General features: G+C 63.3%; 23 protein-coding genes and 1 tRNA gene. 8 read left to right on the top strand and 16 right to left on the bottom strand.

All coding sequences use genetic code 11. The annotated features are described in order from the left end of the window. Window positions 1-2: 2 nt before the first annotated feature. The 9 genes from NH396_RS14110 to NH396_RS14070 all read right to left on the bottom strand — a co-directional run bounded on the left by NH396_RS14110 (window position 3) and on the right by NH396_RS14070 (window position 8,520). Entirely contained in the window at window positions 3-1,040 is a 1,038-nt protein-coding gene (locus tag NH396_RS14110) for a RodZ domain-containing protein (protein ID WP_253064547.1), read from the bottom strand. Between the two features lie 329 nt (window positions 1,041-1,369). Beyond that, complete coding sequence (gene pilW, locus NH396_RS14105; RefSeq protein WP_253064546.1) at window positions 1,370-2,263, bottom strand: type IV pilus biogenesis/stability protein PilW; 894 nt, start codon at window positions 2,261-2,263, stop codon at window positions 1,370-1,372. Between the two features lie 131 nt (window positions 2,264-2,394). Beyond that, window positions 2,395-3,552: a 23S rRNA (adenine(2503)-C(2))-methyltransferase RlmN gene (gene rlmN, locus NH396_RS14100; protein WP_176677902.1), complete on the bottom strand. Its 1,158-nt coding sequence runs from the start codon at window positions 3,550-3,552 to the stop codon at window positions 2,395-2,397. A 354-nt stretch (window positions 3,553-3,906) separates the two neighbouring features. After that, window positions 3,907-4,332 (bottom strand): nucleoside-diphosphate kinase, encoded by a 426-nt coding sequence (gene ndk, locus NH396_RS14095; protein ID WP_043333812.1) that lies wholly within the window; start codon window positions 4,330-4,332, stop codon window positions 3,907-3,909. Between the two features lie 260 nt (window positions 4,333-4,592). After that, complete coding sequence (locus NH396_RS14090) at window positions 4,593-4,919, bottom strand: iron-sulfur cluster assembly accessory protein (protein ID WP_176677901.1); 327 nt, start codon at window positions 4,917-4,919, stop codon at window positions 4,593-4,595. Between the two features lie 15 nt (window positions 4,920-4,934). Next, window positions 4,935-6,083: an aminotransferase class V-fold PLP-dependent enzyme gene (locus NH396_RS14085; RefSeq protein WP_253064545.1), complete on the bottom strand. Its 1,149-nt coding sequence runs from the start codon at window positions 6,081-6,083 to the stop codon at window positions 4,935-4,937. A 30-nt stretch (window positions 6,084-6,113) separates the two neighbouring features. Further along, on the bottom strand, window positions 6,114-6,587 hold the full coding sequence (gene iscR / locus NH396_RS14080) for a Fe-S cluster assembly transcriptional regulator IscR (protein WP_175089144.1): 474 nt from the start codon (window positions 6,585-6,587) through the stop codon (window positions 6,114-6,116). A gap of 142 nt (window positions 6,588-6,729) precedes the next feature. Beyond that, window positions 6,730-7,713: a serine O-acetyltransferase gene (gene cysE, locus NH396_RS14075; protein ID WP_253064543.1), complete on the bottom strand. Its 984-nt coding sequence runs from the start codon at window positions 7,711-7,713 to the stop codon at window positions 6,730-6,732. Between the two features lie 9 nt (window positions 7,714-7,722). After that, on the bottom strand, window positions 7,723-8,520 hold the full coding sequence (locus NH396_RS14070; RefSeq protein WP_253064541.1) for an RNA methyltransferase: 798 nt from the start codon (window positions 8,518-8,520) through the stop codon (window positions 7,723-7,725). 442 nt (window positions 8,521-8,962) lie between these two features. Between NH396_RS14070 and NH396_RS14065 the strand changes: the two genes are divergently transcribed. Next, complete coding sequence (locus NH396_RS14065; protein ID WP_153636514.1) at window positions 8,963-9,757, top strand: inositol monophosphatase family protein; 795 nt, start codon at window positions 8,963-8,965, stop codon at window positions 9,755-9,757. Window positions 9,758-9,896: 139 nt separating this feature from the next. On the opposite strand, the gene secF is transcribed toward NH396_RS14065, so the two are convergent. From secF to queA, 5 genes are all read right to left on the bottom strand, one after another. After that, window positions 9,897-10,802, bottom strand: a complete 906-nt coding sequence (secF, locus tag NH396_RS14060; RefSeq protein WP_253064539.1) for a protein translocase subunit SecF — start codon at window positions 10,800-10,802, stop codon at window positions 9,897-9,899. 12 nt (window positions 10,803-10,814) lie between these two features. Next, window positions 10,815-12,665 (bottom strand): protein translocase subunit SecD, encoded by a 1,851-nt coding sequence (gene secD / locus NH396_RS14055; RefSeq protein ID WP_253064538.1) that lies wholly within the window; start codon window positions 12,663-12,665, stop codon window positions 10,815-10,817. Between the two features lie 70 nt (window positions 12,666-12,735). Beyond that, window positions 12,736-13,071, bottom strand: a complete 336-nt coding sequence (gene yajC / locus NH396_RS14050) for a preprotein translocase subunit YajC (RefSeq protein WP_153636512.1) — start codon at window positions 13,069-13,071, stop codon at window positions 12,736-12,738. Between the two features lie 130 nt (window positions 13,072-13,201). After that, window positions 13,202-14,338 (bottom strand): tRNA guanosine(34) transglycosylase Tgt, encoded by a 1,137-nt coding sequence (tgt, locus tag NH396_RS14045; protein WP_253064537.1) that lies wholly within the window; start codon window positions 14,336-14,338, stop codon window positions 13,202-13,204. Window positions 14,339-14,498: 160 nt separating this feature from the next. Then, on the bottom strand, window positions 14,499-15,530 hold the full coding sequence (gene queA / locus NH396_RS14040) for a tRNA preQ1(34) S-adenosylmethionine ribosyltransferase-isomerase QueA (RefSeq protein WP_107336757.1): 1,032 nt from the start codon (window positions 15,528-15,530) through the stop codon (window positions 14,499-14,501). A gap of 408 nt (window positions 15,531-15,938) precedes the next feature. On the opposite strand from queA, the gene NH396_RS14035 reads away from it, so the two are divergent. Continuing rightward, window positions 15,939-16,024, top strand: a tRNA-Leu gene (locus NH396_RS14035). Between the two features lie 266 nt (window positions 16,025-16,290). On the opposite strand, the gene NH396_RS14030 is transcribed toward NH396_RS14035, so the two are convergent. Then, window positions 16,291-16,536: a hypothetical protein gene (locus NH396_RS14030; protein ID WP_200017634.1), complete on the bottom strand. Its 246-nt coding sequence runs from the start codon at window positions 16,534-16,536 to the stop codon at window positions 16,291-16,293. Window positions 16,537-17,471: 935 nt separating this feature from the next. On the opposite strand from NH396_RS14030, the gene NH396_RS14025 reads away from it, so the two are divergent. Next, complete coding sequence (locus tag NH396_RS14025) at window positions 17,472-18,083, top strand: LysE family translocator (RefSeq protein ID WP_253064614.1); 612 nt, start codon at window positions 17,472-17,474, stop codon at window positions 18,081-18,083. 161 nt (window positions 18,084-18,244) lie between these two features. On the opposite strand, the gene NH396_RS14020 is transcribed toward NH396_RS14025, so the two are convergent. Beyond that, window positions 18,245-18,796, bottom strand: coding sequence for a copper chaperone PCu(A)C (locus NH396_RS14020; RefSeq protein ID WP_253064536.1), 552 nt, complete (start codon window positions 18,794-18,796; stop codon window positions 18,245-18,247). Between the two features lie 311 nt (window positions 18,797-19,107). Here NH396_RS14020 and NH396_RS14015 point away from each other — a divergent pair, with 311 nt between their 5' ends. The 5 genes from NH396_RS14015 to NH396_RS13995 all read left to right on the top strand — a co-directional run. After that, window positions 19,108-19,620, top strand: coding sequence for an NUDIX domain-containing protein (locus NH396_RS14015; RefSeq protein WP_253064535.1), 513 nt, complete (start codon window positions 19,108-19,110; stop codon window positions 19,618-19,620). Window positions 19,621-19,738: 118 nt separating this feature from the next. Continuing rightward, the gene (locus tag NH396_RS14010) at window positions 19,739-20,668 is read left to right on the top strand and encodes a MoxR family ATPase (RefSeq protein ID WP_253064534.1); all 930 of its coding nucleotides are present in this window, start codon (window positions 19,739-19,741) and stop codon (window positions 20,666-20,668) included. After that, window positions 20,665-21,684, top strand: coding sequence for a DUF58 domain-containing protein (locus NH396_RS14005; protein ID WP_253064533.1), 1,020 nt, complete (start codon window positions 20,665-20,667; stop codon window positions 21,682-21,684). The genes NH396_RS14010 and NH396_RS14005 overlap by 4 nt, the downstream gene beginning before the upstream one ends. Beyond that, entirely contained in the window at window positions 21,681-23,768 is a 2,088-nt protein-coding gene (locus NH396_RS14000) for a DUF3488 and transglutaminase-like domain-containing protein (RefSeq protein ID WP_253064532.1), read from the top strand. The genes NH396_RS14005 and NH396_RS14000 overlap by 4 nt, the downstream gene beginning before the upstream one ends. A gap of 215 nt (window positions 23,769-23,983) precedes the next feature. Next, window positions 23,984-26,831: retention module-containing protein (locus tag NH396_RS13995; RefSeq protein WP_253064531.1), on the top strand; the 2,848-nt coding region annotated here is incomplete at its 3' end.

Raw genomic sequence — 26,831 nt, 5'->3', positions numbered from 1 at the left:
GATCATTCACCGAGGGTAAGTTTGGCAACACTGCCGCGCGTGACGCGCGTGAGGTCGACCGCTTCATTCATGTAACGCAATTCGACGCCAGAGGCATTGCCGATGGTCAGCGTGAAGGGCGGCTTGCCTTCCAGCGTCGTGCTGGTGCCGGCCTCGTTGTTGCCGCGCAGCAGGCGCTCGCCATCGGCATCACGGATGTCGGTCCAGGAATTGATGTTGAACGTCAATTCTAGCTTGCGCGGGTCTGCCGCCGGTGCAGCATCCTCTGCTGCGCTCTCTTGTGAGGTGTCGGCACTGGCATCGGCGACTGTGCTCACGTCAGTGGTAGCGGCGCTCTCCGTGGCAGCGTCAGACGCTTGCGTACCAGTCTCTGCAGCGCCCGGCGCGCCAGCGTTCGTGTCGAGCGCGTCAGCACTCTGCGCTGTCGCCTCGGACGAGGTGGCTGCCTCGATGGCAGACGCATCACCGGTGGCAGTAGCAGTGGAGGACGGCGCCGCTTCACTGGCAGAGGACTGCGAGAGCGAAAGCTCGATGGAGCCATCGGCGTTCACGACCGGTGCGGCGCTGTCCGCATCGCTGCCGTCTTCGAGGGCGGAGGTTTCGGCCGGCGAGGTGCGGCCATAGTCGCCGCTCTGCCACCACACGTAGCTGAGGCCGATCAGGCCGGCGATGACCAGCAGGCTGACGAGGCGGAACAGGTACTTGCCCATCTTGCCCGGCGGGCGCACCGACGGTGTGGAGCTGGGAGTGTAGCGCTCGGCTTCGGTGGTACCGAACTGGGCATTGTACTGCCCGACGATCGCTTTCTCGTCCATACCCAGCAGGCGGGCATAGGCACGCAGATAGCCGCGACGGTACGCGGCAATGGGAATCTGGTCGTAGTGGTCGCGTTCCAGGTCATCGACCAGGCTGGGGCGCAGGTTGAGCTGTGTCGCCACCTCATCACGCGACAACCCCTGATGTTCGCGCTCCAGCTTGAGGCGCGTGCCAGGCAGTGCATCACTGGCGTGCTGATCAGGGGCGGGTTGATGTTCGCTCATGGCGCATCCTTGTAAGGAAAAACTGTCTACCGAACGCACATCCGGGCGCTCTTCCGGTACTGCGGGAACTGCTCCTGATACTGGAGCATGCTGACTGATGCTGTCGCGCGACTGGCCGGGTACTACACGACTCGTTGATCATCGTGCGAGCGAGCAGCGTGAAAAGCGATGACTCCCACGCCAATCGACGCGTACGAACACACGTTCGTCCGCGTCGGCACTATACCAAGCCCGCGCCGAGATTTTCACCGGCAATTCGGTCTTCTCGGCCCTGCTTGCAGCGCCCCCGCCCAAGAGGTGGCCCCATCAGCGGCGTCGTTGCGCCTTGCTCAGGGAGTGCGAATCACCGCGCGACCGGATTCCCGTGTCATGACCTGCTCCAGCTGACGGCTGTAGAGGTCTGCCAGACGGCTGTCGCCGCGAGCTGTAGCCACATCGACGGCCAGGGCAAGACTGTCGCTGTCGGTGCCTGCCAGGCGGAAGTAGCGGCTCAGGGCCGACTGGGCGGCGTCATTGTCGCCGGCGTCATGTGACATGCGTGCCACCGCCAACCAGGCCTCTGACTCACGCGGGTTGATCTTGACGGCTCGCTCGAAACTCTTCGCGGCCTCGCTGGTCTTGCCCAGCTGCATCTGACAGCGGCCCAGATTGGTATAGAGCTGACCACGATTGTCGTAGGTCAGGTCTTCCGCTGCGATCTCGAGCTGACGACAGGCCGCGACGTATTCACCGCGAGAATAGAGAAAGGCTGCGTAGTTGTTGCGCGCACGGGTGAAGGACGGATCGCTGGAAATGGCCTGGTTGAAATAGTCATCGGCGAGCACGTTCTCCCCCTGGCGCTGATAGATCATCGCCAGCCCGGCTTTGGCCTCGGCATTGCTGCTCTGCAGCTTGAGTGCCTTCTGGAAGGCATTGTCAGCGCGCTGCAGCTGATTACGACCCAGATAGGCCTCCCCGAGTTCCACATAGGCGTTCGAGGCCTTGTTGTCATCCGGCGGAGCGTAGGGGTCGTTGGTTTCCACGCGTGTCGCACAGCCTGCGAGGGTCAGGCCGGCAAATCCGAGGCACAGCAGCAGGGCTCTGGTACGGCGAGAGAGGCCGCGAGCAGCGGTGCGGATGTGGGAATCATGCTGGCAGGGGCCCTGGGCGACAGGGCCATGCGCATTGGTGCGATGACGGGGCAGACGACTCGGCATGCAATCCTCGCGTGGATGAAGGCTCATGATGTGCCTGCGGACGAGGGTCGCGGCAGGCAACAAAAGCGCCCCCATCAAAGCGCCGCACCTGCCTCAAGTCAAGGCGGCAGGGCGGCGCGTCGCCATGGCGATGGCGTCAGGTCAGTGCTGGCAGCCGCTCAGTCGGCGTCGAGCTGGATGGCGTTGATGTAACGCTCGGCACGACGGGTGCGGTCCTTGACCTGGCCGACCAGCTGGCCACAGGCGGCGTCGATGTCATCGCCACGTGTGGCGCGCACCGGTGCGGTGTAGCCCAGCTCATAGAGACGCTGCTGGAAGCGCATCACCTGGTTGCGTGACGGCTTCTCGTAACCGGAATGCGGGAACGGGTTGAACGGGATCAGGTTGATCTTGCACGGCAGCTCGTCGAGCAGCGCGGCCAGTTCCTCGGCGTGCTTGATCTGGTCATTGACGTCCTTGATCAGGGTGTACTCGATGGTGACGATACGGGCGTCGTCACACTTGGCCAGGTAGCGATGGCAGGAGTCGAGCAGCGCGCGGATGTTCCACTTGCGGTTGATCGGCACCAGCACGTTGCGCAATTCATCGTTGGCCGCGTGCAGCGAGATCGCCAGACTGACGTCCATCTCATCGCCGAGCTGGTCCAGCTTGGGCACCACACCAGAGGTGGAGAGGGTGACGCGACGCTTGGACAGGCCATAGGCGTTGTCGTCCAGCATCAGCTTCATCGCCGGCACGACATTGTCGTAGTTCATCAGCGGCTCGCCCATGCCCATCATCACCACGTTGGTGACCGGACGCTTGCGGGTGTCCTTGCGGTCTTCGGCGCCACGGGTGGCGACCCACACCTGGCCGATGATCTCGGCGGCGGTCAGGTCACGCTCGAAGCCCTGCTTGCCGGTGGAGCAGAAGCTGCAGTCCAGCGAGCAGCCTACCTGGGAAGACACGCACAGGGTGCGACGGTTGCCGTTCTCGGACGGGATCAGCACGGTCTCGACGTAGCTGCCATCGCTGACTTCCAGCACCCACTTGCGGGTGCCGTCCTTGGACTCACCTTCATAGACGATGCCCGGCGCACGGACCTCGGCGACCTGCTTGAGGCGCTCGCGCAGCGGCTTGGCAAGGTTGGTCATCTCGTCGAAGCTGTCGACGCCTTCCTGGTGAATCCATTTCATCACCTGGGTGGCGCGGAATTTCTTCTCGCCGATGCTCTCGAAGAAGGCTTCCATCGCCGGGCGCGGCAGGCCCAGCAGGTTGGTGAGCTTGACGGCGGCAGGGGCCGCGGCATCGGTGGCAGTTGCAGTGGTATCAGTCATGGTATGGGCCGGTCGTGTCAGGGATGGGCAGGCGTCTCACAAAGGATAGACGTCTGCAGGGCGACGCTGTCAGCGGAGGTGGCGATGGCTCGCAGACCTCAAGAGGCTCTCGTCATCAGCGCAGTGCGCGTGGGCGTCACATGGCGTGGGGAGAGGGCGCTGCAGCGGCTTTCAGAAAAGCGTATCGGACCTGCTCAAGCGTCGAATCTGCTTCAGGGGATGCAGGCTGTCGCGCGGCGCTTCAGCACGTCCGATACCACGACGGCCCCGCCTCGCAGGCAGGGCCGTCGTGTCATGCACGGCTGAGAGACGCGTGCCCCGAAGGGCCGGGCTTCTCAGTCGTACAAGGCGAAATCAACCGCGCGGGCAGATTTCGTTGTCGCCGAAGAAGTAGGCGATTTCGCGAGCGGCAGATTCCGGCGCGTCAGAACCGTGAACGGCGTTGGCGTCGATGGAAGTGGCGAAGTCTGCGCGGATGGTGCCGGCTTCAGCTTCCTTCGGGTTGGTAGCGCCCATCAGGTCGCGGTTCTTGGTGATGGCGTCTTCGCCTTCCAGCACCTGGATCATGACCGGGCCGGAAGTCATGAAGCCGACCAGCTCACCGAAGAAGCCACGTTCGCTGTGCTCAGCGTAGAAGCCTTCGGCCTGTTCCTTGGACAGGTGAACCATCTTGGAAGCGACGATCTGCAGACCGGCCTTCTCGAAGCGAGAGTAGATTTCGCCGATCACGTTCTTGGCAACGGCATCCGGCTTGATGATGGACAGAGTGCGCTGAGTCATGGTGAATCTCCTGAGACAAGCTTTGAAGAGCCGCACGGCAGATGCCGCACGGCGGAAAACGGGCTCTGTCGGCATGCGCGCGACAAAAGTGGGCGGCATTATAGCGGCAAGTGCCACCGGCTGCATCCATCATGCCTGAGTCGCATGACGCACAGATGGCAAGCGCCTCGTCGGCATGGGCTGGCGAGGCGCTGAGGGTCGGCTCAGACGTTGAGGTCTGGCTTGGACGCTGAAGCCTGGTCTACACGCTGAAGCCTCGTCTACACGCTGAAGCTCTCGCCACAGCCACACTCGTCCTTGACGTTGGGGTTGTTGAAGCGGAAGTAGCGGTTCAGGCCGTCCTTGACGTAATCCACTTCGGAGCCGTCGAGCACGGTGAGGGCTTCGCTGTCGACATAGACGGTGGCGCCGTGATCGACGAAGACGGCGTCTTCCTCGTTGGCCTCGTCGGCGAAGTCGAGCACGTAGCTGTAACCGGAGCAGCCGCTTGGCTTGACCGAGACACGCAGGCCAAGGCCGTGGCCGCGCTCGGCCAGCACGACACGGATCTGGTCGGCGGCGGAGGGGGAAATCGACAGGTGTGCCATGAGCAGTCTCCCGGGTCAGGCGCGCAGCGAGGTCAGGGCATGCCTGAGTTCGCCGAGCGCGGATTCAATGTCGATGGCGGTGGTGAATCGTCCGAAGCTGAAACGCAATGACGCCAGCGCCAGTGGACGGGGCACCCCGATGCCGGTGAGGACGAACGACGGTTCGACACTGGCGGAATTGCAGGCCGAACCGGTGGAAATCGCGATGCCGCGCAGCGCCATCAGCATCGCCTCGCCATCCACGCCCTCGAAGGCGAGATTGACGATGTTGGGCGCACTGACCTCTATATCGGTATTGAAGTGCACTCCTTCAAGGCCGGCAAGCCCGGCGACGAACTGATCACGCAGCGCGATGAGGTGCTGGTGATCAGCGTCGAACTGCTCGCCGCTCAGGCGGTAGGCCTCGCCCATGCCGACGATCTGATGGGTCGGCAGGGTGCCGGAACGCATACCGCGCTCATGACCACCGCCGTGGATCAGGGCATCGACCTTGATCTGCGGCTGGCGACGCACGTACAGCGCGCCGATGCCTTTGGGGCCGTAGGCCTTGTGGGCGGACAGCGACAGCATGTCGATAGGCTGACGGCTGACATCGATCTGCACCTTGCCGGGCGCCTGGGCGGCATCGACATGGAAGGCCGCGCCATGCGAATGGGCGATGTCGCCCAGCGCATCCAGGTCATTCAGGCTGCCCAGCTCGTTGTTCACCGCCATCAGCGATACCAGGAGGGTGTCGCTGCGCAGGGAGTCGCGCAGGCTGTCCGGGCTGATGCGGCCGTCAGGCTGCGGCGCGATGCGCGTGACCTCGAAGCCTTCTGCTTCCAGCGCACTGGCGGTATCCAGAATCGCCTTGTGCTCGATGGTCGAGGTGATCAGATGGCGGCCGCGCGCGGCATTGGCACGCATGTAGCCGGTCAGCGCCAGGTTGTCGGCTTCGGTGGCACCGCTGGTCCAGACGATCTCGCGCGGGTCGGCACCGATCAGTTCGGCGACCTGACGACGTGCGCCCTCGACGGCCTGCTCGGCCAGCCAGCCCGGCATGTGACTGCGCGAGGCCGGATTGGCGAAGGTGCCGTCCTGCGTCAGGTGACGCATCATCAGCTCGGCAACGCGCGGGTCGACGGGCGTGGTGGCGGCATAGTCAAGGTAGATCGGCTGGGACATGGTGACTTCCTGAAGACATGACGAACGGGTTCAGCTGCCCTGCATGACGGTGATCGGCGTCGGCTCGCACGCCTTGCGCTGGCGACTGGCGATCTGGCGAATCTCTTCGCGCGCGACCAGGTCGGCCAGGCTGATGCCGTCGAGAAAGCCGTGGATCTCGTCGGACAGATCACACCACAGATGGTGCGTCAGGCAGGTGTCACCGGCCTGACAGTCCGACATTCCCTGACAGCGTGTGGCATCGACTGACTCGTTGACGGCGTCGATGATGCACGCCACCGAGGTGGTCTCGAGTTCGGTGTCCAGCAGATAACCGCCACCGGGGCCACGCACGCTCTTGACCAGACCTGCACGCCGCAGACGCGCAAACAGTTGCTCCAGATACGACAGCGAGATGCCCTGGCGTTCGGAAATATCGGCCAGACAGGTCGGGCCGCAACTGGCATGCAGGGCCAGATCGAGCATCGCGGTGACGGCGTAGCGTCCCTTGGTGGTCAGGCGCATGACAGAGTCCGTGAGCAGATGGAGCCTGCGACGTTGAGGACGAGGCCGGGCGTAGTCGCCGCCTCTGGCGAGACGGCGTCTCAATGCGCCCCATTATGGTGGGGTGGTCTGGCGGGGTCAATCCCGACTGAATTGGTCAACTTTAGCCATGCTGACGTTCGGCGGGTTCCTGCGTATCGCTTGCCTGCTCGGTCGGTGCCTGCTGGGGAGAGGCCTGCTCGGAGCGCGGCTGGTCATCAGGGGCAGTGCCCTGCGATGCGCTGGATGCGGCGGCGTGGGCCTTGGGTGAGGTGCTGCCCTGGGCCGCGGCCACGTCAGCGACGGTCGTCTCGCCGCCGCAGGGCCCCAGTTCATCGATCAGCTGGGCGAAGTCGGCGTCATCGAGCTCGGGCAGGCGCCCAGCGCGATAGCTGGCATCCAGCTTGCGCAGCGTGCCGCACATCTGTTCGATGCGCTTGTCCACGGCATGCATGTGATCGAGCATCGCGTGCATGGAGCGCGCGACCGGGTCGGGCATGTCCTGGCCCATGCCGTAGGCATCGAAGCCGAACTTCTCCTTCATGGCCTCGCGGCTTTCCGGGTCGACCGACGGCTCCTCCGCCACATCCGGCTCGGCACGCTTGACGATCTTGCCGGGAATGCCGACGACGGTGGCGCCGGCAGGCACTTCACGCGTGACCACGGCATTGGAGCCGACCTTGGCGCCGGCACCGACGGTGAACGGGCCGAGAATCTTGGCGCCGGCACCGACGATGACACCGTCGCCGAGGGTCGGGTGGCGCTTGCCGGCGTTCCAGGTGGTGCCGCCGAGGGTGACGCCGTGATAGAGGGTCACGTCATCGCCGATCAGGGCGGTCTCGCCGATCACGACGCCCATGCCGTGGTCGATGAAGAAGCGCCGACCGATGGTGGCACCCGGGTGGATCTCGATGCCGGTCAGCCAGCGCATCAGGGTCGAGCCGGTGCGCGCCAGCCATTTGGCGTTGTGGCGCCACAGCCAGTGATTGATGCGATGGGCCACCAGTGCATGCAGGCCCGGATAGTTGGTCAGGACTTCAAAGAAGTTGCGCGCTGCCGGATCACGGGCAAACACGCTATCGATGTCTTCACGCAGTCGAGTGAACATGGCGTGTCCTCAGGAAGTGCGGTTGGCCGTGTCGGCTTGTGCCAGGCGAACCTGCTTGTCCACCGCGGAAAGAATGCCGCGCAGAATGTTGATTTCCATGCTATCTGGACGCGCGCGCAGATAGAGGCGACGCAGGCGTGCCATCAGCTGGCGCGGCTGTTCCGGATCGAGGAAGTCGACGCTGATCAGTGTCTTCTCGAGATGCTCGAACAGGCGCTCGAGGTCGGCATGGCTGGCCAGCGGGCTGTCCCAGTCGATACCGAACGGCTGGTCATCCTCGGCACGCGGCGTCTCGCCGGCGGCTTCCTGGTCGGCCAGCCACGCCTGGCGGCACTCATAGGCCAGCACCTGCACTGCTGCGGCCAGATTCAGCGAGCTGAAATCCGGATTGGTCGGGATATGCACGTGGCGGTGGCAGCGCTGCAGCTCTTCATTGGAGAGCCCGGAATCCTCGCGGCCGAAGACGATGGCCACGCGGGCATCCGGCAAGCGGGCTTCATCGGCCAGGGTGGCAGCGAAGGCGCGCGGCGTGATCATCGGCCACGGCAGGTTGCGGGAGCGTGCGCTGCAGCCGACCACCAGGCTGCAATCCGCCACGGCCTCTTCCAGCGTCTCGTGCACCGAGGCGCTGGCGACGAGTGCATCGGCACCCGAGGCGCGTGAGGCGGATTCCTGGCATTGCACCTGACATCGCGGCGCGACCAGTGCGAGATCGGCCAGGCCCATATTGAGCATGGCGCGGGCTGCACCACCAATGTTGCCGGGATGGCTGGTGCCAATCAGGACAATGCGCAGACGTTCAAGCATGAGGACTTCCAGGATAGCGATTGAAGGGCAGGGCAATCGACGCGGCCCGGCCACCGGGCTGGGCGAGACGTGCGCCAGAGCCCGATATCCTAGCATGAAGCCAGCGCAGGGAGCAGTCAGCTGCGGCGTGATCCCGCCGTCTCTCTACGGCGAAGATCGCGTGTCGCGATGGCAGCTTGAGCCGAGCTCTGATAAACTACGCCGTCCCGTCATGTCGCAACATGTGTTCGCCCTCGTTGGCGCCGCGTGCTGTGGCGGCTGGCAGCCTGCATACCTTGCACTATGCAGCGCGCCCCGCGCCGTATCAGGATTTCTGTACGGGCTACATGACCACCTGGTCCGATTGCACCCAGTTTCGCTCGATCCGTGTTGCGCCGCGTTGGTATCTCACGCGCCGTGGCACCCGTTCTTTAACAGCTCCCGACTCGTCAAGGCCTTGATCATGCATCCGATGGTCCAATTTGCGCTGCGTGCTGCACGCGGTGCCGCAGAGCAGTTCGTCCGTGCTCGTGAACGTATCGAAGTCGCCCGTGGCGACAACGATCTCGACACCTTCATTGCAGACACTGCACGTCGCGCCGAAGCGCACATCGTGCGTCAGCTGGAGCGCGGTTATCCGCAGCACGGTCTCTCCGGCCGTTATACCGACCATCGCGATGGTGAAGGTCAGGGCTCTGACTACCACTGGCGTATCGAGCCGGTGCACGGTTACTCCAACCTGGCATCCGCGGCCTCCGGCTTCGCGCTGTCCGTGGTCTGCCTGTTCAAGGGCCGTGCCGAGCACGCCGTGGTCATCGCGCCGTTCACTGACGAAGAGTACATCGTCAGCCGTGGCCGTGGCGCCCAGCACTCCGGTCACCGTATCCGCGTGACCAACGCCACCGCCATCGAAGGTGCGCGTCTGGCGATGGGTCTGCCGGAAAGCTGGCAGCGTCCGCGTCACCTGCCGACCTACCTCTCCATCGTTCAGCAGGTCGGCCCGCAGGTCGAGATGCTGCGCACCAGCGGCTGCGCGCTGCTGGACGTGCTCGAGCTGGCCTCCGGTCGCGTCGATGCCGTCTATGTGCTGGGTCTGGATGCCGGTGACAGCGAGATCGTCAGCCTGTTCCTGAAGGAATGTGGCGCACTGGCAGGCAGTGCCGACGGCACGCCGGTCGTGGTTGCCGAAGGCACCCTGATGGCCGCTGGCGCACGTCTGTACAAGGCGCTGGCGCAGACCATGCAGCCGCACCTGTAAGCCCCTGCAAGACGACGTGACCTGACAGCCCTCGGGGCCGTCTGGAGAACGAAAAAAACCCCACCTCGCATGAGGTGGGGTTTTTTTGTGCCTGGCGATCCGTGCCTGGCGGTCTGTCTCTGATGGAGGAGCGAGACGCTTACGGCGCGCCGTCCTCGAACTGCTCCTTGGGCGGGGGGATCAGATCCACACGCTTCAGGCCGACCACCAGCAATAGCGCCGCTGCCACGTAGATGGACGAGAAGGTCCCCGCGACCACACCGATGATCAGTGCGATGGCGAAGTTGTGGATCATGTCGCCGCCGAGGAAGAACAGCGCCAGCAGCACCAGCAAGGTGGTGCCGGAGGTGGACAGTGTGCGTGACAGCGTCGCGTTGATGGCGTCATTGAAGATCGACGGCATGTCATCGATACGCGATTTGCGGATGTTCTCGCGAATGCGGTCGTAGACGATGATGGTGTCGTTCAATGAGTAGCCGATCACGGCCAGCACCGCGGCCAGTACCGTCAGGTCGAAGTCGAGTCCGAACAGGGCGAAGATGCCCAGCAGGATGATGACGTCGTGACCCAGCGAGATGAGTGCGCCGAGGGCGAACTTGTACTGGAAGCGGAAGGCCACGTAGACCATCACCACGGCCAGGGCGAGCAGCATGCCGAGACCGGACTGGTCACGCAGCTGATCACCGACCTGGGCGCCGACGAACTCGGCGCGAATCAGGTTGACGCTGTCACCGGTGGCCTGCAGGTGTGCCACGATGTCATTGCCGATGCCGGCTTCGAAGCTCTGCTGCAGACGCACCAGAATCTCGTTGCTGGCACCGAAGGTCTGGACCGAGACATCCTTGTAGCCGGCGGCTTCCAGTGTCTGGCGCACGCTGTCCAGCGCCGGTGCCGCCTGGTATTTCACTTCCACCAGGGTGCCGCCGGTAAAGTCGAGGCCCAGGTTCAGGCCATGAATCACAAGGGCGCCAATGGCCACGATCGTCAGCACGATGGAGACGATGAAGGCCGCGCGCCGCTTGCTCATGAAGTCAAACTGTCGCATCACGATGGCCCCTCAGATCCAGAGTTTCTTGAGTGTCTTGCCGCCAATGGCAAGATTGATGATGCCGCGCGAGACCATGATCGCCGTGAACATCGACGTCAGGATGCCGATGGACAGCGTCACCGCGAAGCCCTTGACCGGGCCACTGCCGATGGAGAACAGGATCACCGCGACCAGCAGGGTGGTGATGTTGGCATCGACGATGGAGGTGAAGGCGCGCTCGAAGCCGGTATGCACCGCTTGATGCAGCGGCATTTTGGAACGCATTTCCTCGCGGATACGCTCGAAGATCAGCACGTTGGCATCCACCGCCATGCCCAGCGTCAGCACGATACCGGCGATACCCGGCAGGGTCAGGGTGGCGCCCAGCATCGACATCGCGGCAATCAGGATCGCCAGGTTGGCGGTCAGGGCCACGTTGGCGACGACACCGAAGGCCTTGTAGCGCGCCAGCATGAACAGCACGACCAGCAGCAGGCCCAGCTCGACGGACAGGATGCCGCGCGAGATGTTCTCGGCGCCCAGGCTCGGGCCGATGGTGCGTTCCTGCACGAAGTAGATCGGCGCGGCCAGAGAGCCGGAACGCAGCAGCAGCGAGAGCTCCTTGGCTTCCGTCGGCGAGTCGAGGCCAGTGATGCGGAAGCTGTTGCCCAGCGCGCTCTGGATGGTCGCCAGGCTGATCAGCCCCTTCTCGGTGTACGGGATGCGCTTCTCGACCTTCTCGCCGTCTTCCATCACGGTGCGCGTGCGGGTCTTGTGCTCGATGAACAGTACCGCCATGTTGCGGCCGATCGCGGCACGCGTGACGCGGTTCATGATCGAGCCACCGGTGCCGTCCAGGTTGATGTTGACCTGCGGACGGCCGCTTTCATCGAAGCTGGTGCTGGCGCTGGAGACGCTGTCACCGCTGATGATCACGTCCTTCATGATGTTGGCGGTGCGGCTCGGCTGGTTGCGGAACGCGAAGCTCTCCATCTCGCTGGCCGGCGTGTCACTGGCCGCTTCGAGACGGAATTCGAGGTTGGCGGTGGCACCCAGTACGCGCTTGGCGGCGGCCGTGTCCTGCACGCCCGGCAGCTCGACCACGATGCGGTTCGGGCCCTGGCGCTGAACCAGCGGCTCGGACACACCCAGCTCGTTGACGCGATTGCGGATCGTGGTCAGGTTCTGATTGACCGCGTAATCCTGAATCTCCTTGACGGCGGCGGCGGTCAGGGTGAGGTCCAATACGGCCCCACGCTCGACATCGCGCTCGTCGTATTCGAAGTTCTGGAAGTCGCGCGAGATCAGTGAGCGCGCCTTCGAACGGTCTTCCTCATCGGAGAACGTCAGGCTCAGGGTGCCGTCGTCGACTTCGCTGCCGCGGTAGCGAATACGCTCCTCGCGCAGGGTTTCCTTGATGGCGCTGGCGTTGACTTCCAGGCGCTGCTTGACCGCGGCGTCCATGTCGACTTCCAGCTGGAAGTGGACACCCCCACGCAGGTCAAGGCCCAGCTTCATCGGTGAGGCACCGAGGCTGGCCAGCCACGACGGCGTGGCATCGGCCAGGTTCAGCGCGACGATGGCGTCATCGCCGAGTGCCTCGCTGATCAGTTCCTTGGCGCGCAGCTGCTGGTCGTTGCTGGTAAGGCGAATCAGGCCGGTGGAACCGTTGAGTTCCCCGGACTTGGGCGTGATGCCGGCGTTTTCGAGGGCACTGGTGGCGCGATCGAGGTCTTGCTGGTCGATGGCCTCGGCGCCGCTGGCGGCACTGATCTGCACGGCCGGGTCTTCGGGGTAGAGATTCGGCAATGCGTAGATCACGCCGACGGCAAGTACCAGGCAGATCACCAGGTACTTCCAAAGCGGATAGCGGTTGAGCATGGCAGCCCTGTCCTTGGTGGAGCGGGAGAGAAAAGCATGCTGCCGGCACAGGGGCCGGCAGCAGGAGGGATCAGATGGACTTGATGGTGCCCTTCGGCAGGACTGCAGCCACGGCAGACTTCTGCACGTTGACTTCGTTGCCTTCGTTCAGCTCCATGGTGATGAACTGCTCGCTGACCTTGGTGATGCGGCCAACCAGGCCACCACCGATGACGACTTCGTCACCCTTGGCCAGATTGCTGATCAGGTTCTTGTGTTCCTTGGCGCGCTTGGACTGCGGACGCCAGAGCAGGAAATAGAAAATGACCACGAAGCCGACCAGCATGACGATCTGGCCGATGGCGCCGCCGCCGGCGACAGCCGCTTCGGCTTCCGCGTGTGCGGCAGGAATCAGGAATTCCAGCATGTGTATCTCCAGAGGTTACGAGTGAACTGTTGTTATGCAATGAGCGTGATTCAGGCTCTTCTTCACGTCTGGCTCGAGTCGAATATCAAGACGACCGGAGGATTTGGCCCCCGGTCGTCATTCGCCTCGATCAGTCGGCCAGCGGCGGCACCGGCAGGCCGCGCGCGGCATAGAACTGTTCCACGAAGTCCTGCAATGTACCCGCTTCAATTGCACCGCGCAAACCAGCCATCACGCTCTGGTAGTAGCGCAGATTGTGGATGGTGTTGAGCATCGAGCCGAGCATTTCTCCACAGCGATCAAGGTGATGCAGATAACCGCGCGAGAAATTGGTGCAGGTGTAGCAATCGCACTCCGGGTCCAGCGGTGAGGTGTCATGCTTGTGGACGGCGTTGCGGATCTTGACGGTGCCCGTCGGCGTGAACAGGTGGCCGTTGCGCGCGTTGCGGGTCGGCATCACGCAATCGAACATGTCGACGCCACGCCGCACGCCCTCGACCAGGTCTTCCGGCTTGCCGACGCCCATCAGATAGCGCGGCTTGTCCTCCGGCATCCACTCGGGAAGGTAGTCGAGGACCTTGATCATCTCGTCCTTGGGCTCGCCCACGGAAAGGCCGCCGATGGCGTAGCCGTCGAAGTCGATCTTCTTGAGGCCCTCGAGGGACTTCTCGCGCAGGTCCGGATACATGCCGCCCTGGATGATGCCGAACAGCGCCGACGGCGAGTCGCCATGCGCATCGTAGGAGCGCTGTGCCCAGCGCAGGGACATCTCCATCGACTTGCGCGCTTCATCATGGGTGGCCGGATACGGCGTGCACTCATCGAAGATCATCACGATATCGGAGCCCAGCGAGCGCTGCACCGCCATCGATTCCTCCGGGCCCATGAAGACCTTGGAGCCATCGACCGGTGAGCGGAAGTGAACGCCCTGTTCGGTGATCTTGCGCGTCTTGCCCAGCGAGAAGACCTGGAAGCCGCCGGAATCGGTCAGGATCGGCTTGTCCCACTGCGCGAAGTCATGCAGATCGCCATGCGCCTCGATGACTTCCGTGCCCGGGCGCAGCCACAGGTGGAAGGTGTTGCCGAGGATGATCTCGGCGCCGATGTCCTTGATGGACTCCGGCGTCATGCCCTTGACGGTGCCGTAGGTGCCCACCGGCATGAAGGCCGGGGTTTCCACGGTGCCGCGCGGGAAGGTCATGCGGCCACGACGTGCACGGCCATCGGTCGCGAGCTTTTCAAAGCTCATGAAGCATTCTTTACGCATGGTGCTCTCTTTGCTTGGCGGCGAAACAGGCCGCAGCTGGTGTGTCGATGCCACTATGTCATCAAGCCACTAAGTCGCTATGCCGCAGCATAGCGCGGGGCGCGTTAACTGCGCATGACACGGCCCTCGGCGAATGCCGGGACCATGTCGGAAGGGGGGGTCAGGCGCGTTCCAGCAGCATGGCATCGCCATAGCTGAAGAACTGGTAGCGCTCTTCCACCGCCGCCTGATAAGCCGCCATGGTGTGCTCGTAGCCGGCGAAGGCCGAAACCAGCATCAGCAAGGTCGATTCCGGCAGATGGAAGTTGGTGATCAACAGATCCACCACCTGCCACTCGTAGCCCGGGTAGATGAAGATGTCGGTGTCGCCGGAGTAGGGGGCCAGCTCACCAGCGTGGGCCTTGGCGGCGCTCTCGAGGCAGCGCACGCTGGTGGTGCCGACGGCGACCACGCGGCGACCGGCGGCGCGGGCACGGGCGATCTTGTCGCAGGCTTCCTGACCGACCTCGATCCATTCGCTGTGCATGTGGTGCTCGAGAATGCTGTCGACGCGCACCGGCTGGAAGGTGCCGGCGCCCACATGCAGGGTAACGAAGGCGGTCTCGATGCCTTTCTCGGCCATGGCGGCCATGATCGGCTCATCGAAGTGCAGGCCCGCCGTCGGGGCGGCCACGGCGCCATCGCGCTTGGCATAGACCGTCTGATAGCGCTCGCGATCCGACAGCTCGTCATCCCGAGTGATATAAGGCGGCAGCGGCATGTGGCCGTGCTGGTTGAGCAGCTCGATCATCGGCGTCTCGCCGTGGAAGCGCAGCTCGAACAGTGCCTCCTGACGGCCTTCGACCACGGCCGTGATGCCACCTTCGAAGATCAGCTCGGTACCCGGCTTGGGCGACTTGCTGGAGCGGATGTGCGCCAGGCCGCGATGGGCGTCCAGCGGGCGCTCCAGCAGCATCTCGATCTTGCCGCCGGAGGCTTTCTGACCATGCAGGCGCGCGGGGATCACGCGGGTGTCGTTGAAGACCACGACATCGCCGGGTTCCAGCTGCTCGAGCAGGTCCGGGAAGCGACGGTGCACGATCTCGCCGCTCTTGCCATCCAGATGCAGCAGACGGCAATCGCTGCGCTGCTCTGACGGGTAGCGGGCAATCAGCTCATCCGGCAGACTGAAATCGTAATCGCTGCGCTGCATCGGGCGCGCGTCGTTAGGTGTGGCAACGCCCGAGGCATCACCGGAATCGATACGTGACATGGCCAACCTGACACTCTGATAGCACGAGGCGCGTGGTGCGCTCCGTGGCATGCGTACATGCACAATGGGGAGATGCCGCCCGTGAGACACTATCGCTCTCGTCGCGAGCGCATGACTCCCTTTCTGCGGGTGGGGCAGTCAGGTGCGACACTCTCGAGGCCTTGGCTGTCCGGGCAGACGAAAAAGGTCGCTCATGATACCCAATGCCATCGTCCACGCGAAGACCCGTTTGCGGGCGACACGCCTCAGCCCACTGCGGCGTGGGGTGTGAGGAAGCGCTCCATGTGTCTGATCTGACGCCAAAACTCGTTGACCTTGGCGCAATGTCCCGTATAATTTCGCTCCGTTGCCGGTGTGGCGGAATTGGTAGACGCAGCGGATTCAAAATCCGCCGCTTAATAGGCGTGTCGGTTCGAGTCCGACCACCGGCACCAGAATTGAAAAAGTCGCTTTCGAGCGGCTTTTTGCGTTTCTGGCTCCCGCCGATTCATCTCCCTTGTGGTCCTTCGCTCGCGCTCAGTCTGTCTCTACCCCTGTCCCGAATACCTGTCCTTGCTTATCTCTTCACGCTTCGCCTGTCATGGCGATGGCAGCTGCTTGTCTGTGTTCTGTACGTGACGGCAGGGGTCCAGACCCAGACACAGGAAAGCCCCGAACGAATGTCGGGGCTTTCCTGTGTCTCGTGCATCCAGACGGCGACTTAGGCCTGATGTGGAATGCTCTTTACGCGTCGATAGAGGCTGTTGCTGGCGAGGGAGGGATCGAGGAGCGCGATGCGGGTGTTCTGGATCGCGAGTTCCTGGCGCAGGGTGAACCACTTGCCGACGTATTCATGGCAATCCTGGCAGTGCACCAGGTGGTCGGCTGATGGAGTGTGGTACTGATACTCCATCTTCAGGCCGGAGCATGCCGGACAACACAGTGCGGCTTTCGCTTTCCCTTCCATGTCTCCTCTCCCTCTCAGCATTCGACTGAATTCGGTTAGGTTCAGCGTAGCGGTCTCTTTCCTTGAGTGCGCAAGCCTGCCAGTCATGAGTGCCCATGAACCAATCTCTTAGGCTCGTGGATCTTGCTGGCCAGGGAGTGAAGCTTCCCATGCTTGCGTGTCATCCTTGACAGGGCCTGTCCCTGGCTGCACTTCCTGTGCACTTGGCCCGTCACTACGCTGAACCTGCCGCTCTTCCTGAGCAGCGATCGGGCGCTGCTGACCCGAAAAATCTTGGACACCTTTCAGAAACTGACTGAATTCGGTGTCATTCAGCGTAGTGATCTCTTTCCCTGAGCTCGCAGGCTGCCAGTCATGAAGATTCGTAAACCTACCCGCTCAGGCTTACGAATCTTCCTGGCCGGGAGCGAAGTCCCCAAGCCTGCGCGTCATCCTTTGACAGGGCCTGTCCCTGGCTGCACTTCCTGTGCACTTGGCCTGTCACTACGCTGAACCTGCCGCTCTTCCTGAGCAGCGGTAGAGACGTTACTGGTTATCACAAACTTGTACAACGCCTAATTTGTTGCACAAGTTTTCGAATGTGTAAAATTCTGTACTTTATTATGTTCTCATATAAATCCATGCACGACGGCCGCCTTCGAGTGCGGACTGTCCAGCCCGTGTGACACCCATCGTGAGGGGCATTTCCAGGTCGTCCATATGGCCTGCTGCCGCATCAGCACGGCGCTTGATACACTCGACTGCGTCTGCCTCAAGACTTGGTGGGAGTCGTATGTGCCCGATACTCGCATCCCATCTGCAACGCAGGATGGGGAGGGCGGGCCTCATCGCGAGCGCCGGGCTACTGTCAGGTGATCCCCCAGGTGTATGTCCGAGGCCGGCGCAGTGTCGCTTTCACCAATTGACTGGAACATGCAATGACCTTCATGCATTGGATGCCGCTGAATCTGTGGTTGTCACTGGTTGCGCTATGCGCGATGGGGGCGATGTCGCCCGGACCGAGTCTGGCGATGGTGCTGCGCCATACCCTGGGCGGCGGCAGGAGTGCGGGGGTCGCCGCCGGTATCAGTCATGCGCTGGGAGTCGGGTTGTATGCCGCGCTGACTGCCTGGGGGCTCGGCGCCTTGATCGTTCATTATCCGGGCGTCTTCCAGACGGTCATGCTGCTGGGTGCAGCCTATCTGGCCTGGTTGGGGATCAAGGCGCTGCGGGCGGGCCGCGGTGGAGCGCTGGAGGCGCAGGCCGTCACGACGTCCCGCTCCATGGCGATTCGCGATGGTTTCATGGTGGCGCTGGCCAACCCCAAGTTGATCCTGTTCTTCGTGGCGCTACTCAGTCAATTGATCACGCCGGAGATGAGCGAGATGGGCAAGTGGCTGGTCGTCGTGACGGCCATGGGTATCGACGGGCTCTGGTATGTGCTGGTGGCACTGGTGCTGTCGCATTCGCGGGTGCTGCCCTGGTTGCAGGCGCGCGCGATGTGGATCAATCGTCTGACGGGCGTGGTGTTGCTGGGGCTGGCGTTGCGGGTGGTCTGGGGGCTTTGAGACAGCCTGTCAGCCCCGTGAGGATCTGGCGCTTCTTGAGAAAACGGCCCTGGCACTTTGTGTCAGGGCCGTTTTACATGCGCGTTTTGCATGCGCGTTTTGCGGGTTGAGGCGTTTGTAGATAGAGGTGTTTGTCGATAGAGGCGTATGCACCGATGGCGTTACTCACTGAGCGACATCATCTCGGCGTAGTCCTTGATCGAGATCTCAAGGCTCGTGTCAGGTCTCGCCAGGAAATGCAGCGTCAGCGGCAGCCTGTCGCCCGCAGTGAGTGGCTGCGTCAGCCCGATCAGCATCAGGTGGGGGCCGCCACCGGGAGTCATCGTCAGCGGCGCGTCAGAGGAAATCGCCAGTTGCTCGATTCTGTGCATCTGCATGCGCTCTTGCGTGACTTGCATGCTGTGCAATTCGACCGTGGCGGCCATCGGCGTGCTGGCGCCTGTCAGCACGGCATCGCCCTTTGTGATCGAGAGAGTCAGGTAGGCGGCCCCGGTCGTGGCACCCGGTGGCGTCGGTAGTGCGAAGGCTTGCTCGACATGGGGGATGGCGGATGGAGGCTCCTGCGCAGTGGCGTGAACCGTGGCAAGGGAGAGCAGGGCCAGCGACGCCAGCCATCTGCTGGCGGTGGTGGCGATGGTGCGAAGGGCGGTCAGGCCAGCCGATATCTTTCCGGCGCGTCGCGGCGCGCCATGTCCCTGGCGAGGTTGCCTCATGCTGTGCGCATCTCCTGTCTGGGTGTGTAAAGAGAATGACCATGGGAGCGGTCCATGATGCCAGTGTGGTGTTTTCTGACGTCGATGGCCTCTAGTGTAGAGGCTATTGCAGAGAGTTCTGTTTTAGGTGATTTGCACGAATGCGAGCGTCACCTGTTGTCAGGGGGTGAAGGCAGGTGTCCGGGCCGCAGTTGAAGGCAGCCTCGTCGCATTCTGCTACCGTGGGACGCATTGGTCGATGCTATCCGGCGGTGTAGGTCGTCGCGGGTAGCTATCGAAGTGATTCAAGGACAGGCAAGGAACAGGGAACGGTGATCCAGGACGAAATCATTCAGCTGGTCGATGCGCAGAATCGCCCTTGTGGCACGGCACCGCGTCGCTTGATGCGTCGCTACCGCTATTGGCACCGTGCGACCTATGCCTTCGTGCTCAATGGCCGCGGTGAGCTGTGCATCCAGAAGCGTACCCTGAGCAAGGAAGTGTTCCCCGGCTATTTCGATCTTGCCAGCGGGGGGGTTGTCGGGGCCGGTGAGGCCGTGCAGGTGGCTGCCCGTCGCGAGCTGGAGGAAGAGATTGGCGTGCGCGGTGCGCCGCTCAAGCATTGTTTCGATTTCTGCTACACAGACGCGACCAACCATGTCTTCGGCAGTGCATTTCTGGTGCATTACGATGGCCCGCTGACCCTGCAGGCTGAAGAAGTGGCAGATGCCTTCTGGGTCACGCCTGCTGATGCGCTTGCGTTGCATCCTTCAACCCCTGATAGCCGTATGGCCCTTGAGCGCCTGATTCGTGAAGGCTTTCTGAGTGAGAGCCTGGGCCGATGATCTTCGCTTTTCCTTGTCGAGCCTGGGCAGCAACGCCGCTGGCCTTGCGTCATCTGGCGTGTGCTGCCCATCGTGATGGCCGCATCTCCTCCTCCCCACTTTGTTCTGGAGTCTTTGCATGAATGCCAAGGTATTGCCACAGCAGCTGGAAGAGGTGGAAGTCGCATTGTCGGCGGTGCTGGCGGGCAAGCCGCGCCAGATCCGTCTGGCGCTCTGTTGTCTGCTGTGTCGTGGTCATGTCCTGGTCGAGGATTTGCCCGGGCTGGGCAAGACGACCCTCGCCCAGGGGCTGGCGCGTCTGATCGGAGCGGACATGCAGCGGGTGCAGTTCACCAGCGATCTATTGCCGGCAGACATTCTGGGCGTGTCGGTATTTGATCCGCGTGAGGGCAACTTCCGCTTCCACCCCGGCCCGGTGTTCCACTCGCTGGTGCTGGCGGACGAGATCAACCGTGCCACGCCCAAGACGCAGAGCGCGTTGCTGGAGGCGATGGAGGAGCGTCAGGTCACGGTGGAGGGCGAGACCCGTCGCCTGCCAGAACCGTTCTTCGTGATCGCGACCCAGAATCCGCTCCAGCAATCCGGCACCTTCCCGCTGCCGGAGTCCCAGCTGGACCGCTTCCTGATGCGGCTGTCATTGGGCTACCCGGAACCCGCAGCCGAGCGCGAGATTCTCAAGGGCAATGCCGGGCGTCAGCATATCGAGGCGCTGCGACCCTTGTTGCCCGTCTCGGTGCTCAAGGAGTGGCAGGCCGCCGTGGACCGTGTGCGTCTGTCTGACCCGCTGCTGGATTATCTGCAGGCGCTGGTGGCGGCGACGCGCAGCTCGCCGGAAGTGGCCTATGGTCTCTCGACGCGCGGGGTGCTGGCGCTGGCCAGTGCTGCGCGTGGCTGGGCACTGCTGGCAGGACGTGACTATGTGCTGCCGGAGGATGTGCAAGCGGTCTGGGCGCCCGTCGTGGGGCACCGCCTCAGTGAAGGCAGTGTTGTCGAAGGTGAGGCCATGGCGCGCCATCTGCTCGGGCAGGTGGCGGTGGTGCCTGCATGACCCAGATGGCGAAGCCCGGGGCATGGACGCGCGTGAAAGCCCGCATGCTGCGCAAGATGTCGACTGGCGGAGGTGAGGCGCTTCATCACGCGCGCTTGATGATCTTGCCGACGCCCTTCGGGCTGTTCTGGGCAGTGCTGGTGATTCTGCTGCTGCTGTTGGGGATCAATTACGAGAACTCGCTGGCGCATGGTCTGTCCTTCTGGCTGTTCGCCGTGGCAGTGGTCAGCATCTTTCGCAGCTGGCGCAATCTGGCGGGCGTGCGAGTGCAGCTGATCGCCGATGGCGAGGCGTTTGCGGGCAATACGTTGCGCGTCATGGTGCGCCTCACCGGTCGGGCTCGCTCGCATGCCATCGATGTTCGGCTGGGAGAGGCGCGCCAGCGACTCGAGATCCATGACGGCGAAGGCAGTGCGCCGCTGGAGCTGGCTGCCTTTCAGCGTGGCCAGTTCTCATTGCCGACGCTGACGCTGGAGTCGCGCTGGCCGTTGGGACTGGTACGCCTGTGGGCCTGGGTCGCGATCGACACGCCGGTCCTCGTCTATCCACAGCCAGAGCTTCCCTCCACCCCGCAGGGCAGTCGTCGCACGCTCGAGCAGATAGAGCAGGGCGATTTCGCCGGTCTGCGCCGCTATGTACCGGGTGATGCGCCAGCGCATATCGCCTGGAAGCACTGGGGGCGCAGCGGCGAGCTGGTCACCAAGCGCTTCGAGACGCCTGCGCGTCCCTCGCTGTGGCTGGATTACGAGGCCTGTCGTGGCGATATGGAGCAGCGGCTCTCGGAACTCACGGCACGCGTACTGGCGGCGGAAGGCGCCCAGGCGACCTATGGTCTGCGGCTGCCGGGGCAGACATTGGCCATCGCCAGTGGCGGGGCGCATCGCCGTCGAGTGCTTGAGGCATTGACGCTGTTCGGCGGCGAGGGAAGGTTGCCATGGTCCGCCCAGCTGGAGGCCAGTGAGGCCGCCGAGCGAGCCGGCGCGAGTCGTCCCTTGAGCCAGGAGGGCAGCGTATGACCTTGTCGAAAGCCAGCTCCTCTGGTGCCAGACGACACTGGTGGCAGCGCAAACCGCTGACGCCTGATCAGGCATTGGGCTGGCTGGAGCTGCGCCACCTGTTCATCGGCCAGTGTCTGGTGCTGGCGCTGCATGTGCTGTGGATGCCGGTATGGCTTGCCCTGCCGGCCTTGCTGGCGGCGTTGTGGCGCTTTCAGCAACTCCGGGCGCGAGTTCCGCGCGCTGGCATCCTGTTGCGGCTGGCGGCGGTGGCCATGGTCGCGGCGGGCCTGTTTCTCGAATACGGCCAGATGCTGCGCCTGGAGGCAATGATCGGCCTGCTGGTCGGCATCTATCTGCTCAAGCTGCTGGAGACGGACAGCCTGCGCGATGGTCGCGTGGTCTGCGGGCTGGGTTTCGTGGTGCTGGCGGCGGCCTTCCTGCATGACCAGGGGCCCTTGATGGCGGCGGCCTCGGTCATGGCCGCGGCGTGGCTGGTCGGCGGGCTGGTGTTGATCGCCGGTGCACGCGAACGTCGCGAGGCCATGCGGGAGACGGCTTGGCTGATGGGGCTGTCCCTGCCGCTGATGCTGGGCTTGTTCGTGCTCTTTCCCCGCTTGCCGCCGCTATGGAACGTGCCGCAGCTCAACGAGGCCACCACGGGGCTTACCGACAGTGTCTCTCCCGGTGATATCGCCGCTCTGGGTCGCAGTGATGCCCTGGCGTTTCGGGCGCGTTTCGACACCGGACTGCCTGCGGCCTCCCAGCGCTACTGGCGTGTGTATACCCTGAGCCTGTTTGATGGCGTGCGCTGGTCGCGCGCCACGCCGGAGCGTCTTCAGGAGGCGCTGGGCGGGCCAGCCGAGCGCTACGTTCAGCGCGGGACGCGTAGGGAGGGGGAAGTCGCGCGTCATCGCTATGAGCTGCTGCTGGAGCCGGACCCGCGCCCTTGGCGGCCGAGCCTCGGCACGCCACTGACGACCAGTCGCGAGGTCCGTTACCTGGTCGACGGCACCCTTGAGGGGCTGGCGTCACTCAATACCCGCGAGCTGCTGGAGATGTCTTCCTCCGGTGCGCCACCGACAACGGCTCCGCAATGGATGCAGCGCCTTGATCAGCTATTGCCCGATGATGGCAATCCGCGTGCCCGTGAGTTCGCTCGCGATCTGATGCGGGAGTCGGGAGGAGATCCGCAGATCTTCCTGCAACGCCTTTTCCAGTATTTCAATCGCCAGCCTTTCCACTACACCTTGACGCCACCGCGTCTCGAGGGGCTCAGCCGTGTCGATGATTTCCTGTTCGACAGCTTGCGGGGCTATTGCACGCATTACGCCTCTACCAGCGTTTTTCTGGCGCGTGCTGCCGGGTTGCCGGCGCGGATGGTTGCGGGGTATCTGGGCGGCGAGGCACAAGGCGATGGCATCGGTGGGCCGCAGGAATTGAGCATTCGCCAGTATGACGCCCACGCCTGGGTCGAGGTGTTCTATGCCGGCCGCTGGCATCGATTTGATCCCACCGCGGCGGTGGCTCCCGAGCGAATCTCGCAGGGGGCGCTGAGCCTGCAGGGGCAGCCGGGCTTCATGGCCGATGCTGGCTTGCGTGCCTTCACGCTGAATAATTCGTTGCTCAGTGATCTGAGGCGGCAGTGGGAGCGTTTCGAATACCGCTGGCAACGTAGCGTGGTGGGGTTCCGTCTCGACGAGCAGCGAAATCTCTGGAAGCGACTGTTTGGTGACTTCCGCTGGGAGTGGCTTGTCTGGGGTGTGCTCGGGCTGCTGGCCAGTGTGGTGCTGGCAGGCGTGGCACTGGTGTTGTTGTCTGGCCGTGAGGTGTCAGCGCACGCAGGTGTGCGGGCCTACCGCAGGTTGGTGAAGCGGCTGGAGCGTACGGGCCATGGCCCTCACGTGGGCGAGGCGCCCGGCAGCCACTTGCGTCGTATTGCTCAGCAGCAGCCGCAGAATGTAAAAGTATTGTTACATTTGGCAGATCTGATTGAACAATGGCTCTACAACGATGCTACGGTATTAGCGAGATCTCATGATCAATCACCGCCCTTGCGTAGTATCCGGCGGCAGTGGTCTGTTCAGTCTCGCAAGATTCGCTGAGGCGCAACGACGACCTTCATGAGTGTGAGTAACTGATTGATAGAGGTTTTTGTGATTAGACATCTAATCATCATGGCGCGATGCCACTACTGAAAATTGCTAAGTTGCAGTAAGTGATTTTGTGTATCAAAATGTAAATATCCGTTCTTTTCGATCATGCCATTGTCCCCTTCGCAGCATGATGCAGCACCTTTCCCCAGCAGGAGTATGCCCCCATGGTCCAGGTCATCCGCACAGAAGGCACAGTACTTGTTGTTTCCTCCACCAACGAGGCGCAGCGTGTCGTCAATGGAATGACGCTTGAACCGACAGCCACTCTGGTCGCACCGCAGGGCGCGATCGTGGTGCTGGAAGACGGCACCCAGCTTGTGGTGCCGCAGGGGGCACCGATCGGCGTTGAGGTCTTGTTGGCCGAGTCGCGTGGGGAAGCGCCTGTTGACCCGACAGTGGAAGCGTTGCGCGAAGCGATCGCTCGTGGCGAAGACCCGACCGCGATTCAGGAAGCTCCCGCAGCGGGTGAGAGTGGCGGTGCGCCAGGCAGCAGTCGTAGTGGTTTCCTGGATGCCTCTGGGGTGGGGCGCGAAGGGCGTGTCGAACGGACCTCCTATGAATATGAGGGCGGCTTTACCGACCCGGAATTCAATGATGAGGACGAAGATGGTCTGGGGCTGGATCTTGATCCGACACTGCCGACAGAGGTCGTGCTGTCCTTGTCGGTCGACGCGCCGGCACTGACCTCCGACACCACGCCGACCATCGTCGGCACTACCGATGCCGAAGACGGCAGCACCGTCACCCTGGTCATCACTGACAGCGACGGCAACGAACAGACCGTCACCACCACCGTCGAGAATGGCGCCTACACGGTTGACGCCGAGACGCCGCTGAGCGAAGGCGAATACAGCGTCGAAGCCTCGGTCACCGATCCGGCCGGCAACACCGCGACCAGCAATGACGTGGGCGAGATCGACGCAAGCGCCCCGGCACTGACCGTCGATGCCCCCGCGCTGACCTCCGACACCACGCCGACCATCGTCGGCACCACCGATGCCGAAGACGGCAGCACCGTCACCTTGGTCATCACCGACAGCGATGGCAACGAACAGACCGTCACCACCACCGTCGAGAACGGCACCTATACGGTTGACGCTGAAACGCCGCTGAGCGAAGGCGAGTACAGCGTCGAGGCCTCGGTCACCGATCCGGCCGGCAACACCGCGACCAGCAATGACGTGGGCGAGATCGACGCAAGCGCGCCGGCGCTGACCGTCGATGCCCCCGCGCTGACCTCCGACACCACGCCGACCATCGTCGGCACTACCGATGCCCAGGACGGCAGCACCGTCACGCTCGTCATCACCGACAGCGAAGGCAACCAGCAGACGGTCACCGCGACCGTCGAGAACGGCACCTATTCTGTCGATGCCGAGACACCGCTCAGCGAAGGCGAATACAGCGTCGAGGCCTCGGTCACCGATCCGGCCGGCAACACCGCGACCAGCAATGATGTAGGCGAGATCGACGCAAGCGCGCCGGCGCTGACCGTCGATGCTCCGGCTCTGACCTCCGACACCACGCCGACCATCGTCGGCACTACCGATGCCGAAGACGGCAGCACCGTCACCCTGGTCATCACTGACAGCGATGGCAACGAACAGACCGTCACCGCCACCGTCGAAGATGGCACCTATTCCATCGATGCGGAAACGCCGCTGAGCGAAGGTGAGTACATCGTTGAGGCCTCGGTCACCGATCCGGCCGGCAATACCGCGACCAGCAACGACGTGGGTGAGATCGACGCAAGCGCCCCGGCGCTGACCGTCGATGCTCCGGCACTGACCTCCGACACCACGCCGACCATCGTCGGCACTACCGATGCCGAAGACGGCAGCACCGTCACCCTGGTCATCACTGACAGCGATGGCAATGAACAGACCGTCACCACCACCGTCGAGAACGGCACCTATACGGTTGACGCTGAAACGCCGCTGAGCGAAGGCGAGTACAGCGTTGAGGCCTCGGTCACCGATCCGGCTGGCAACACCGCGACCAGCAATGATGTAGGCGCCCTGATTGGCGGCGATTCTGGAGAGGTAACGGAGGATGGCGTTACCGAAGCTTCCGGCGCGCTTGTCGATGTCGAAAGTACTGATGTTGTCGCTAGCACGCAAAGCGATGATTACGGCACTTTTAGCGTCAACGAGGCTGGCGAGTGGACCTACACCCTCAATAACGAAGCCGCTGTCGTTCAGGGGTTGAATGAAGGTGACACTGTCAGCCAGGCGTTCGTGGTCGAGCTCAGTGATGGTTCGACCACCACGGTCGACATCCTGATCACCGGTATGCCCGATGGCGTGCCGACCATCAGCGGCATCAGCGGCGCGGACGACAACAGCGTCACCGAAGCCACCGGCGACACCGTCACCGGCAGCTTCACGGTCGCCGCCACTGCCGGGATTGCCACGGTCACCATTGCTGGCGTCGATGCGGATACGCCGGTCGACATCACGGGTGCGACCGAGGCCGATCCGGTGGTCATCGAGGGGAGCGAAGGCACCCTGAGCGTGACCGGTTACAACGCCGGGACCGGTGAGGTTACCTACTCTTACGTCGAGGATGGCGAGACCGAGGATCACTCGGGCGGCGACATCACTGACAGCTTCGCGGTCGTGGTCACCGATATCACCGGGCAGAGCAGCACTGACAGCCTGGATATCGCGATCCTCGATACCGCGCCGGAGGCCAAGGCTGACGCGCGCAACATCGGCGAAGACACCACCACGGCCCTCGACGGCAACGTCATCGACGGCGCCAACGACACCGCCGACACCATTGGCGCGGATGCCACCACGGTCACTGACGTCGACGGCAGTGCCGTCACGGCAGATGCCGCTGCGGTCGTCACCGGCAGCTACGGCACGCTGACGCTCGAAGCCGACGGCAGCTACAGCTACGTGCTCGACAATGCCAATCCGGCCGTGCAGTCGCTGGACGACGGTGAGTCACTGACCGACGTCTTCAGCTACACCATCACTGATGCCGATGGCGATGCCTCCAGCACCA

This window comes from Cobetia sp. Dlab-2-AX (genome assembly GCF_024124625.1).
In the GTDB taxonomy this organism is placed as follows: Bacteria; Pseudomonadota; Gammaproteobacteria; order Pseudomonadales; family Halomonadaceae; genus Cobetia.
Note: the sequence above shows the minus strand (reverse complement) of the source record. Positions and strands in the feature narration are given on the sequence as shown.